Here is an 11,975-nt window from a genome sequence, read left to right on the forward strand (position 1 = left end):
CTGCCCCTCGGCTAACAACCCCCCAATTTGCGGCGACACCGAGCTTCAGCCCACTCCCCCCAACCTGCCCCTCGGCTAACAACCCCCCAATTTGCAGCGACACCGAGCTTCAGCCCACCGACCGCCGGCAAAACCTCGGTCTCGCCGCAAAGGGGGGCAAACGGTCGGCAGCGAATGTGTGCGACCATAGAGCACGTGCCACGCGCGGACGGCCGTTTGGGCCACGACCTAATTCCCGGTGAAAAGGCACCTCAAGACGCTTGCGGCGTGTTTGGGGTTTGGGCTCCAGGTGAAGAGGTCGCCAAACTGACCTACTTTGGACTGTACGCCCTACAACACAGAGGCCAGGAATCAGCCGGTATCGCCACATCAGACGGCGAAAAGATCCTGGTCTTCAAGGACATGGGCTTGGTTTCGCAAGTCTTCGACGAGGCGGCCCTTACCTCACTAACGGGGCATATCGCCATCGGGCATACCCGCTACTCCACCAGCGGGCGCTCTACCTGGGAAAACGCTCAACCCACTCTTGGGCCAACCGTGGGCGGTGACACCGTCGCCCTAGCCCACAACGGCAACATAACCAACACCGACGAGCTGGCCAAGGAGTTGGCCGCGCGCCAGCACAGGGCTCGTGCCAAGACAGAATCCAAGCCCACTAAGTCGAAACAGAAACCAGCCAACGCCAGCCCCAGCGGCACCAACGGAGCCAGTGTCTCAACCAGCGACACCGGCATTTTGACCGGTCTCTTAGCCGGCGACTTAGAGCATTCGCTCGAACAAACCGCGCGCAGCCTACTGGCAAATGTCGAAGGCGCCTTTTCGTTGGTTTTCATGGACGAGAACACGCTTTACGCTGCCCGCGACCGACACGGCGTCAGGCCGTTGTCCCTAGGACGACTGGAAAAAGGCTGGGTGGTGGCTTCCGAAACGGCGGCCTTGGACATTGTGGGCGCCACTTATGTTCGTGACATCCTGCCCGGCGAAATGGTCGCGATCGACTCTAAGGGCTTAAGGTCGTCAAGATTCGCCGCCGCCAAGCCCTCCGGCTGCATTTTCGAGTTTGTCTATCTTTCCAGGCCAGACACAATTATTGCTGGCCAGCTGATCAACCAGTCGCGCCTGGCCATGGGCCGGACACTGGCCAAAGAGCACCCGGTTGAGGCTGATTTAGTGATCCCGGTGCCGTCCTCGGGCACACCGGCTGCGATTGGCTACGCTGCGCAATCCGGCATCGAATTCGCACAAGGCTTGACCAAGAATGCCTACGTTGGCCGGACGTTTATCCGGCCGTCCCAAACCATCCGCCAGCTGGGTATTCGCCTCAAACTAAACCCCCTGGGCGCGGTCGTCAAAGGCAAACGCCTGATCGTCGTGGATGACTCGATTGTTCGCGGCAACACCCAGCGCGCCGTCATCCGCATGTTGCGCCAAGCCGGCGCTGCGGAAGTCCATGTCCGGATTTCCTCGCCACCGGTGATTTGGCCGTGTTTCTACGGCATCGACTTTGCCACCCGGGCCGAGCTGATCGCCCCTGGCCTGGGCGTTGATGAGATCTGCAAGTCGATTGAGGCCGATTCGCTGGGTTATATCTCGATCAAAGGCCTGGTAGAAGCGACGGGTTTGCCAGGTGGTGAGCAGTGTGCCGCCTGCTTCACCGGCCGCTATCCCATCAGAATCCCGCCTTGGGCCTTGGATGAAGGCAAAGAGCTTCAGGACGGTGCCGTGCTCGAAACGTCTGCCCAACGCCCAGATGGCCTGGCCCAATCGACGCCCGGCGGTGGTGCGGGGGAAGCCCTGGACCACCCGTGACGAAACCTGCCAGTGGCGCTGTTTCATTGCCCGATGACGGCTCCCGCCCAGGGGTGTTGGCCTCGCCTTCGGCATACGCCCGTGCTGGTGTTGACACCGAGGCTGGCGACCGCGCCGTTGATTTGATGAAGGCCGCCGTTGGACGGACTCATGGTAGTGAGGTGATGGGCCAAGTTGGCGGTTTTGCCGGACTCTGGGACGCTTGTGACCTGCGGAACTACGACCATCCCATCTTGGCAACCTCAACCGATGGGGTGGGCACCAAACTGGCCATCGCCCAGTCCATGGATGTCCACGACACCGTTGGCCGCGACCTGGTTGGCATGGTCGTTGACGACGTGGTGGTGTGCGGTGCGCGGCCGCTATTCATGACCGACTACATTGCCACCGGCAAGGTCCGCCCGGAAATAATCGCCACTCTGGTGGGAGGTATTGCCGCCGGATGCGCCGAAACCGGCACGGCCTTGATTGGCGGCGAAACGGCCGAGCACCCCGGCACCATGGCGGCCAACGAATACGACCTTGCCGGCGCGGGGGTCGGGGTGGTCGAAAAAGCCGATCTGCTGGGTGCCCGCAATGTCACTCAGGGCGATGTGGTGATTGGCCTGGCCAGCTCCGGGCTGCACTCGAATGGCTATTCGCTGGTCCGTTCGGTGGTGGCCAGACTGGGTTGGACCTATGACCGTCAGGTGTCCGAGTTTGGCCGCAGCCTGGGTGAGGAGCTACTCGAACCAACCCGTCTCTACACCCGGCCATGCCTGCGGCTGGCGGCCGCGCTGGGCTCCGGTCCAGACGGCGGACTGCACGCGTTGTCCCATGTCACCGGCGGGGGATTGGCCGCCAACCTGGCCCGCGTCATCCCCCGGGGCTTGGGCGCCGAGGTCTCACGGGCGGCTTGGACAGTGCCGCCGGTGTTTGATGTGTTGCGCCAGGCGGGCGGACTGTCTTGGTCTGATCTGGAACCAGCCTGGAACCTGGGTGTTGGCATGTTGGCCGTGGTGGCCGAATCGGCCGCTGGGGCTGCGCTCGAGTTGTTGGCCGAGTCAGGCCAACTGGCCGCACCTATTGGCCATGTGCTTGCGTTCGCCGCCCTTGACCAGGAGTATCAGGCGCGCCGGTCGGTCCCGGCCGATCTAACCGGAGGCGCCAAAGGGGTCCAGGGCGGCCAGGTGCTAATGGTCGATGTCTACTCCGCGGGCTAGCAGCGATTGGCCGATGCCGGCCCTTGCGTTTGGCTGTCAGGCTTCTTTGGTTTCCGGATCCCACGGTTCGTCTTCTGCGCCGTAGCGTTGGGCCCATGGGGGCCCTTGCGTTTGGCTGTCAGGCTTCTTTGGTTTCCGGATCCCACGGTTCGTCTTCTGCGCCGTAGCGTTGGGCCCATCGAGGCCCCTGCGTTTGGCTGTCAGGCTTCTTTGGTTTCCGGATCCCACGGTTCGTCTTCTGCGCCGTAGCGTTGGGCCAGTTCAGAGTATTGCTCTTCGTCTTTGTCGCCCACCGACCCTGATAGTTCGCGCTCCAAGGCTCGGTAGTCGGTGTCCGGAGTGTAGTACTTGAGCCGGCGAGCGACCTTAGTCTGCTTCGCCTTCTGACGGCCGCGCCCCATGTGCGTGACCCCCTTTAACGCTTAGTGTCGTGGCAGGCTCGTATGAGCGGCCCCGGATTTCCGGCATGATCGTATGGCCAGTAGATTACAAGATGATCCCTGGCCACGTCGAACCTAGGCGGTCACTTCGCCCCTCGCCCCCGCGACCCTGCCCCCCGCCCGCAGCGACACCGAGCTTTGACCCACACCCCCTTTCCGCAGCGACACCGAGCTTCTGCCCACACCCCCTTTCCGCAGCGACACCGAGCTTCAGCCGTCACCCCTCCGGCAAAACCTCGGTCTCGCCGCAAATTGGGGCCCCGGCCAGCCTTTCCGCAGCGACACCGAGTTGGCCCACGCTCTTTTCCGCGGCGACACCGAGCTTCTGCCCACACCCCCTTTCCGCAGCGACACCGAGCTTTGGCCCACACCCCCTTTTCCGCGGCGACACCGAGCTTCAGCCGTCACCCCTCCGGCAAAGCCTCGGTCTCGCCGCAAATTGGGGCCCCAGCCAGCTTTTCCGCAGCGACACCGAGCTTTGGCCACGCTCCTTTCCGCAGCGACACCGAGCTTCAGCGCACTCTGTTGCCCGACCCCTGTGGATAACGCTCAATTACGCCTGTGACCAGGACTTTTACCCCTCTATTTGGCACGCCGGATGGGATCGATGTCGGTGGTGTGTTGGACACTGGATCAATGACAACGGGGCAAGTGGACAACGACTGTCAAACCACGATGGACACAACCAATCAGACTGTGGAACACCTGCTGTCTGGGGTCTTCACGCGTCGGCAGTTACGCCAGGCCGGATGGTCGCGATGCCAGGTGGCCTACCAGGCCAAACACGGCTCTTGGCAACCGGTCGCGGGCAAGGCTTGGTGCCTAAGCCAGACCCGAATCAACCACGCCGCAGCGGCCAAAGCTGCCGTCTTGACCTGGGCCGATGGCGTGATCTGGGGGCCGTCTGCCCTCCAGCTGTGGATCCCGGACGCGCCTGTACCCAAACAAGACAATTTGACGGTGGCCATAACTATCTACCGCCGTGCTCAGGTTGGGCTGCGCCCTCACCACACCAGGCTGCTTCCCGAGGAAATCACCGGGCTAGGCGGCATTAGGGTCCAAGAGCTCCAGTCCGCCATAGTTGACACACTGCGCGACCTGCCGCTCGAACAAGCCAAGGAGTTGTTTGCCTGGCTTCTGACCCGCGGGCACATAATCCGGCATGCGTTCGTGAAGGTAGCGTCGAGGCGCAAGGGTTGGCGCGGGGCTCTGAGGCTGAACTATTTCAAGGACGAGGTGCTATCAAACGCGGCTTCAATCCCGGAACTGGACTGCCACGACATCCTGCGCCAATCGCTGGCAATGCCAACCGGATGGAGTCCCAACAAGCTGGTCAGGGCGCTCAGTGGTGAGGCTTTCTGCGTTGACGTGCTGGTCGAGGAGTTGGGCAAGATAGTCGAGATAGACGGAGCGGCCTACCATCAACCTGGCCTCGGCGGCAAGGACGAGCGACGTGATCGTCTGCTTCGAGAAGCTGGCTTTGACGTGCTGCGTTTGACCGCAATCGAGGTGATGTACAACAAGCCGGCCACGATCGAAAAGCTGGTCGAGTTCCTCTACCCAGCTGCCAAACCAGCCCACTTGGCGGACCTAGACAGCATTCAGCTGCCAAAACCGCGCTGGTGGCATCGCCACACACACCACAAGCCCAAGAGTCAGCCCAGACGCCGCCGGTCCCAGCGATAACCCATGCTTTCCGGCGAAGTCGATTGTCGGCACAGGCCCGCCCGGGGGTAAGTGTGCCAGTTCAGACCAATTGGCCAGCCCGGAAAACGGCCTGTACCTCAAGGTCATTGTCGGTCAAAACGAGATCGGCCCGCAGGCCACGGGCCAGCTGGCCCACCTCGTCGCCAAGTCCAATGATCGCGGCCGGCGTCGCTGAGGCCGCCCGGACCGAGTCACATAGGTCGACTCCGGATTGAGTCACGGTGCAGCGCAGCACATCCAATAGGTGGGCAGTCGAACCAGCGATTGAATTGCCCTCAGCCAGCCTGGCAACACCACCATTGACCTGGACGGTTTGGGTGCCCAGTTGGTAGATGCCGTCGGCCATGCCGGTTGCAGCCATCGCATCGGTGACCAGCGCAACCTGGCCTGAACCAACCAGGTCAAAAACGAAAGCCACCGTCAGCGGATCAAGGTGAACGCCATCTGCCACCAGCTCAACCGCCATCTCGCGGCGGACAGCGGCGGCCAGGCACGCCATTGCCGGCCCCGGATCGCGGTGATGGATTGGACGCATGCCATTGAAGAGGTGGGTCGCCGTGGGCCTGGAGCTCCTGGCGCAAGTCGATCGCCTGAGTTGCGCTCCGGCATCGGCCACGGACAAGTTCATTTCCTTGGCGGAGGCATCGGAGTGTCCAAACGACGGCACCGCACCGGCCTGAGCGATGGCCTCAACCACTCCGCCCGGTCCAACCGCACCTGGCAGCTCCGGCGCCAGGGTCATCGAGACAAAGTGTTCGCCAGCTAGGCGGCTGACCTGGGCGATCAGGTCGGCATCGGGTCGGGTCATCAGGGCCGGGTTTTGCGCGCCGCAGCGCGCGGCGTTGAGGAACGGTCCCTCAAGATGGAATCCGGCGACCTCGCCTGTGGCGGCCAGCGGGCTCAGAATCTCGAGACGTCGCAGCAGCTCAGACGGGTGATTGGTGACAAGCGAAGCGACCTGCGTGGTAGTGCCGTGCCGGCGGTGCTCGTCGACGGCGATTTGGGCCGCGGAGCTTGAGGCTGCATCAGGGAAGGACACGCCGCCACCCCCGTGACAGTGGATGTCGACCAGGCCAGGAAGGATCAGGCCATCCCAGGTGAAGGCCGTGGCGACGTCGGTCGGTGGGAACCTGTCAGCCTCGTCAACTGAGACAAATCGTTGTCCACGAACCTTGACAATGGCGTCTTCAACCAGCCCAGTGTCGGTGACCGCCCGGCCACGCACGCACCAGGCCTTGGAAGGCTCGACCGGTGGGGTTGGAACGGCGTGCACAGCCGCATCTTCCCACGGATTGACCGCCAAAGGCCGGGCCGCAGGCTCAGGTCCGGTAATCTCTAGGGCGGTGTTGGCGCCAAACCTGACGTCAGGCGCCAGATGGGAGAACCCAATGCCGGCGATCGTGCTAGTTGGAGCCCAATGGGGCGACGAAGGCAAGGGCAAGGCGACCGACTTACTGGGCTCAAAAGTCGACTATGTTGTCAAGTTCAACGGTGGTAACAACGCAGGTCATACGGTTGTCGTGGGCGGGCAAAGCTACGCTTTGCATCTGCTGCCAAGTGGCATTTTGACTCCGGGCGTGGTGCCGGTGATCGGCAACGGCGTGGTGGTTGACCTTGAAGTGTTGTTCCACGAACTAGACGATCTGGACCAACGCGGCGTTGACACTTCCCGCCTGCTTGTCAGCGCAAATGCCCATGTCATCGCCTCCTTTAACCGCACAATGGACAAGGTCACCGAGCGGTTTCTGGGACAGCGGCGGATCGGCACTACTGGTCGCGGCATTGGCCCGACCTATGCCGACAAGATCTCGCGGGTCGGCATTCGCGTCCAGGACCTGTTCGACCACGGGATTTTGCGCCAGAAGGTTGAAGGCGCCCTAATGCAAAAGAACCACCTGCTGGTCAAGGTCTACAACCGCCGTGCCGTGGCTGTGACCGAGGTTGTTGAAGAGCTCGAAAGCCTGGCCGAGCGATTGCGCCCAATGGTGGCAGACACGGCACTTTTGCTCAATCAGGCTCTTGACCAGGGCAAGACGGTTCTCCTCGAAGGCGGCCAGGCCACCATGCTGGACGTTGACCACGGCACATATCCCTTCGTCACCTCATCGAACGCCACCGCTGGCGGGGCTTGCACTGGCTCGGGCATTGGCCCGACTCGAATCGACCGGGTGATCGCGGTGATAAAGGCCTATTCAACCCGAGTGGGCGCCGGTCCGTTTGTGACCGAGTTGCACGATGCCGACGGCGAGCGTTTACGCGACATCGGCCGCGAGTATGGGGTCACCACGGGCCGGCCTAGGCGCTGCGGCTGGTTCGATGCCCTGGTCGCCCGCCACACCGCCCGCATCAACGGGGTGACCGATTTCGTTCTAACTAAGCTGGACGTCTTGACTGGCTGGGAGTCGATTCCGGTCTGTGTTGGCTACCGAATAGGTGACCGGGTCTATGACGAGTTGCCGGTTTCGCAAAGTGACATTCACCACGCCGAGCCGATCTACGAACAACTGCCCGGCTGGGACCAGGACATTTCCAGAGCTCGGTCGTACGCAGCACTACCGGCCAACGCTCAGGACTACATTCTGGCGATCCAGGATCTGGCTGGCGTGCGCGTTTCGGTGGTTGGTGTGGGCGCCGCTCGCGATGCGATCATCCAGCGCCACTCGCTGACGGACTAGTCACCCAAACCCCAATCGCAGCGACACCGAGCTACTGCACGCCTTCCCTTTGCAGCGACACCGAGCCAGTGCACACAGGCAACCGGCGAAACCTCGGTCTCGCCGCATGGGTGCAGTCCAGACCCTCAATTGCAGCGACACCGAGCCAGTGCACACAGGCAACCGGCGAAACCTCGGTCTCGCCGCATAGGTGCAGTCCAGACCCCCAATTGCAGCGACACCGAGCTAGTGCACACAGGCGACCGGCGAAACCTCGGTCTCGCCGCATGGGTGCAGTCCAGGCCCCCAATTGCAGCGACACCGAGCTACTGCACAAGCCCAAACCAGGTGGCGGAGTTCGCCGCCACGACCGTCGCGGTGTTCGCGCTGTCCGTCGCCACCGCCACCTCGCCCAACGGCCATTGATGCGGCAACCGCACCGGCTCATCGCCAAAGTTCACCACGCAAACCCCGGCGCCCCGGGTGAAAGCGAGGAGGCCGGCATCGGGCGACTCAAGCCAACCAATCGACCGCTCAGCGCCAAACACGATGCGGCGGCAGCGCAGCAACCGGCGGTTAATCCCAAGATGCGACTCCGGGTCAGCCTCCTGGACATCGCGCGCCAGCGCCCCAAAACTGGCAGGCTGAGGCAGCCACGGAGCCAGCCCACCGCTGGGGGAAAAGCCAAAGTTGGTTCCCTTCGCAGTCCACGGCAAGGGGACCCGGCAGCCGTCGCGGCCCAGGTCCGCGCCGCCCGAACGCCGCCAAATCGGATCTTGCCGGGCCGCCGGCGGTAGGTCGAGCACCTCCGGCAAGCCAAGTTCATCGCCCTGGTAGAGGTAGATCGTGCCGGGCAGGGCCAGCAGCAACCCGGTCATGGCCAGGGCTCGGCGCCGACCCAGCGCCTGGTCAACCGGTCCAACCCGCCGTGCGCCGGCCGCCAAGTCCCAGGAGGGTGGCCCAGCCGTCTGGTCGAGCAAGCCAAAACGGGTGGCCGGCCGGTGAACATCGTGGTTTGAGGCGACCAAAGCCGCGGCCTCGCCTTTGGCCAAATACTGCCCAATGCCGTCTCGCACCTCGGCGGCATCCCAGGGCTTGATCAGCAGGTCAAAGTCGAAGGTCTGGTGCAGCTCGTCCCGCCGCGTGTAGGCAGCCTGGGCCTGGTAGCTGGTGACCCAGACTTCACCGACCAAGTAGCGTTCGGGCCGGTAGCGGCGAGCGATTTGGCGCCAGCCTGTGTAAATCGCGTGGACCGGCGGTTGATCCCAAGCCACCTGGTGGGCATCCGGAGCACCGGGATGGCCACCGGAACAGGGCCAATCCGGCAGGCCCGAGGCCTTTGCCAGGCCGTGGGCCACGTCAATGCGGAAACCGTCGGCGCCGGCGTCGAACCAAAAACCGAGCACATCCGCAAATTCCCTGGCCACCTCCGGATTAGCCCAATTGAAATCGGGCTGAGTTGAGTCGAAAAGATGTAGGTACCACTGGCCGGTGGGGTCGGCCGCGGCCCGCGACCAAGCCGGCCCGCCAAAGACCGACTGCCAGTTGTTCGGCTGGTCACGGAAGTGGAACCGGGCCCGCTCCGGCGAACCGGCCGGCGAGTTGATGGCCTGCTGAAACCAAACGTGCTGATCGGAACAGTGGTTTGGCACAAGGTCGAGAAGCACTTTCAGGCCCAGCTGGTGGGCTTGCCCGATGACGGCCCTCAGGTCGTCGTTGGTGCCGTAAGCCGGGTCAACCTGGCGATAGTTGGCCACGTCATAGCCGTGGTCGTGTTGAGGAGAGACGTAACAGGGGTTGATCCAGATCGCGTCAACGCCCGGGTCAGCGATGGTTTCCAGCCCTTGACGCAATCCTTCAAGATCGCCAATCCCGTCTCCGTCGGAGTCCCTAAAGGATCGAAGGTAGACCTGATAAACCACGGCGTTGTGCCACCAAGGGGCGGACAAAGGCGTTGGCTGCATCGCTTCGAGCCTAGGCGCTTGGCCACAAAGCACTGGACATCTTGACCATTTTTCAAGCTGACCCGTTCGGCAGAGCGCAAGCGGACTAGGCTGTATGGAGGCGATAGGCGCCCTAGGGCGCGGCCTTGGTCGGCTACGGACGCAGCGCCCTGTTTTAACGACGGCGCGCTCCCCGGTGTCGACTTGGCCAGCGCCGCATCTGAACAACCGACGGAAGGTTTATGGGAAATGACCGTTGCTGACACCTCAGTTGCCGCCATTGCCGCGACAGCTCCAACTAAGAATGCCAAGCTCATCAAGTGGGTCTCTGACATTGCGTCCAAGACCAAGCCCGCTGAGATCGTCTGGGCGGACGGCTCGGAAGAAGAATGGACCCGTTTGACCGACGAGATGGTCGCATCCGGTCAGATGATCAGGCTCAACCCAGCCAAGCGCCCCAACTCATTCCTGGCCCGGTCCTTGCCTTCCGACACCGCTCGGGTCGAGTCGCGTACCTACATTTGCTCAAAGAAGGAAATCGACACCGGCCCAACCAACAACTGGATGGACCCAACCGAGATGCGTGGCATCCTCGACGGACTGTTTGATGGCGCCATGGCCGGTAGGACCATGTTTGTGGTGCCGTTCTCGATGGGCCCGCTGGGCGGCGCGATTTCTCAGCTGGGCGTTGAGGTGACTGACTCGCCGTACGTTGTTGTCTCAATGAAGATCATGACCCGCATGGGCACGGCCGCCCTGGATCTGATCACTGAGGACGTCGACTTTGTGCCTTGCGTCCACACAGTTGGCTATCCGCTGATTGACGCTGCCGGTAATGCCCGGCCGGATACCACCTGGCCCTGCAACGACGAGAAGTACATCACTCATTTCCCAGAGACCCGCGAGATCTGGTCTTACGGGTCGGGCTACGGCGGCAACGCGCTGCTGGGCAAGAAGTGCTTCGCGCTGCGCATCGCCTCGGTTATGGCCAAGGACGAGGGCTGGATGGCCGAGCATATGCTCATCCTCAAGCTGACCGGCCCAGAGGGCAAGACCTCTGTTGTCACCGCTGCTTTCCCCAGCGCTTGTGGCAAGACCAACCTGGCCATGCTCGAGCCGACCATTCCTGGTTGGAAGGTCGAATGCGTGGGCGACGACATCGCCTGGATGCGCCAAGGCCCCGACGGTCGGCTCTATGCCATCAACCCGGAGGCTGGCTTCTTCGGAGTGGCCCCGGGCACGTCGATGTTCACCAACAAGAACGCCATGTTGTCCATGACCGAAAACTCGATCTTCACCAACGTCGCCATGACCGACGATGGCGATGTCTGGTGGGAGGGCATGACCGACGATGCGCCAGATCACCTGATCGATTGGCAGGGTAACGACTGGACTCCGGCTAGTGAGGCCCCGTCCAGCCATCCCAACGCTCGCTTCACCGCGCCGGCCGGCCAGTGCCCAATCATTGCGCCCGAGTTCGAAGACCCGGACGGTCTGCCGGTTGACATCATGCTGTTTGGCGGCCGCCGCGCTTCGAACGTGCCGGTTGTCAACGAGGCTCGCGACTGGGAGCATGGCGTCTTCGTGGGCGCCTCGGTCTCATCAGAACAGACCGCCGCTGCTGAAGGCGCCGTCGGCTCACTGCGCCGCGACCCGTTCGCCATGCTGCCGTTCTGCGGCTACAACATGGCCGACTATTGGGGCCATTGGCTCAACATGGGCAAGAAGCTGGGCGACAAGGCACCTCGCATTTACCAGGTCAACTGGTTCCGCAAGAACGCCGCTGGCAAGTTCCTGTGGCCGGGCTTCGGCGACAACTCGCGTGTTCTGGCCTGGGCCGTGGGCCGCGTTCAGGGCACCGCTGGCGCCGAAGAGACCGCCATCGGCAACCTGCCGCTGCGCGCCGAGTTCAACGTTGCTGGCCTTGATGTGACTGACGAGCAGCTCGATCAGCTCTTCTCGGTCAATCCGGATGCTTGGCTAACGGAATGCGATCTGACCGAAGAGTACTTCGAGATGTTTGGCGACCACTTGCCGCCGGCCATGACGGCGCAGCTGGCTGACCTCCGCAAGCGCCTGGAGGCTGCCAAAGCCTGAGTCTGTTAATCGCCTTGGCTTGGCGCTAAGGCTTGAGTGTCCGATGCCGGCCCTCGCCCCTAGTCACAACGGTGCGGGCCGGCATCGGTTTACTTAAGCGACGCGGCTGGCCCAGGCCTGACC

At 62.8% G+C, this 11,975-nt stretch carries 8 protein-coding genes; 5 read left to right on the plus strand and 3 right to left on the minus strand.

What is annotated here, in order from left to right; translation table 11 throughout:
• The first annotated feature begins 174 nt into the window (after positions 1–174).
• Together purF and purM are read left to right on the plus strand one after the other, a co-directional pair.
• Complete coding sequence (gene purF / locus FWD29_08850) at positions 175–1,809, plus strand: amidophosphoribosyltransferase (protein ID MCL2804038.1); 1,635 nt, start codon at positions 175–177, stop codon at positions 1,807–1,809.
• Positions 1,810–1,865: 56 nt separating this feature from the next.
• Positions 1,866–3,011 carry a phosphoribosylformylglycinamidine cyclo-ligase gene (purM, locus tag FWD29_08855; protein MCL2804039.1) on the plus strand — a complete coding sequence of 382 codons (1,146 nt, stop codon included), beginning with the start codon at positions 1,866–1,868 and terminating at the stop codon, positions 3,009–3,011.
• Positions 3,012–3,211: 200 nt separating this feature from the next.
• On the opposite strand, the gene FWD29_08860 is transcribed toward purM, so the two are convergent.
• A complete protein-coding gene (locus FWD29_08860) occupies positions 3,212–3,412 on the minus strand; it encodes a DUF3073 domain-containing protein (protein MCL2804040.1) in 201 nt (66 codons plus the stop codon).
• A gap of 600 nt (positions 3,413–4,012) precedes the next feature.
• On the opposite strand from FWD29_08860, the gene FWD29_08865 reads away from it, so the two are divergent.
• Positions 4,013–5,137: an endonuclease domain-containing protein gene (locus tag FWD29_08865; GenBank protein MCL2804041.1), complete on the plus strand. Its 1,125-nt coding sequence runs from the start codon at positions 4,013–4,015 to the stop codon at positions 5,135–5,137.
• Between the two features lie 61 nt (positions 5,138–5,198).
• On the opposite strand, the gene FWD29_08870 is transcribed toward FWD29_08865, so the two are convergent.
• Positions 5,199–6,431, minus strand: coding sequence for an amidohydrolase family protein (locus FWD29_08870; GenBank protein ID MCL2804042.1), 1,233 nt, complete (start codon positions 6,429–6,431; stop codon positions 5,199–5,201).
• 115 nt (positions 6,432–6,546) lie between these two features.
• Between FWD29_08870 and FWD29_08875 the strand changes: the two genes are divergently transcribed.
• Entirely contained in the window at positions 6,547–7,833 is a 1,287-nt protein-coding gene (locus FWD29_08875) for an adenylosuccinate synthase (protein ID MCL2804043.1), read from the plus strand.
• Positions 7,834–8,138: 305 nt separating this feature from the next.
• Here FWD29_08875 and FWD29_08880 read toward each other — a convergent pair whose 3' ends face one another.
• Complete coding sequence (locus FWD29_08880) at positions 8,139–9,776, minus strand: glycoside hydrolase family 13 protein (protein MCL2804044.1); 1,638 nt, start codon at positions 9,774–9,776, stop codon at positions 8,139–8,141.
• Between the two features lie 228 nt (positions 9,777–10,004).
• Here FWD29_08880 and FWD29_08885 point away from each other — a divergent pair, with 228 nt between their 5' ends.
• Entirely contained in the window at positions 10,005–11,852 is a 1,848-nt protein-coding gene (locus FWD29_08885; GenBank protein MCL2804045.1) for a phosphoenolpyruvate carboxykinase (GTP), read from the plus strand.
• The last annotated feature ends 123 nt before the right edge of the window (positions 11,853–11,975 follow it).

Source organism: Micrococcales bacterium (assembly GCA_009784895.1).
Classification (GTDB): Bacteria; Actinomycetota; Actinomycetes; order Actinomycetales; family WQXJ01; genus WQXJ01.

Excerpts from the sequence above, each read along its gene's own strand:
- FWD29_08860 (MCL2804040.1), bottom strand. The coding sequence starts at position 3,412 with ATGGGGCGCGGCCGTCAGAAGGCGAAGCAGACTAAGGTCGCTCGCCGG.
- FWD29_08875 (MCL2804043.1), top strand. The coding sequence starts at position 6,547 with ATGCCGGCGATCGTGCTAGTTGGAGCCCAATGGGGCGACGAAGGCAAG.
- FWD29_08885 (MCL2804045.1), top strand. The coding sequence starts at position 10,005 with ATGACCGTTGCTGACACCTCAGTTGCCGCCATTGCCGCGACAGCTCCA.
- purF (MCL2804038.1), top strand. The coding sequence starts at position 175 with ATGTGTGCGACCATAGAGCACGTGCCACGCGCGGACGGCCGTTTGGGC.
- FWD29_08880 (MCL2804044.1), bottom strand. The coding sequence starts at position 9,776 with ATGCAGCCAACGCCTTTGTCCGCCCCTTGGTGGCACAACGCCGTGGTT.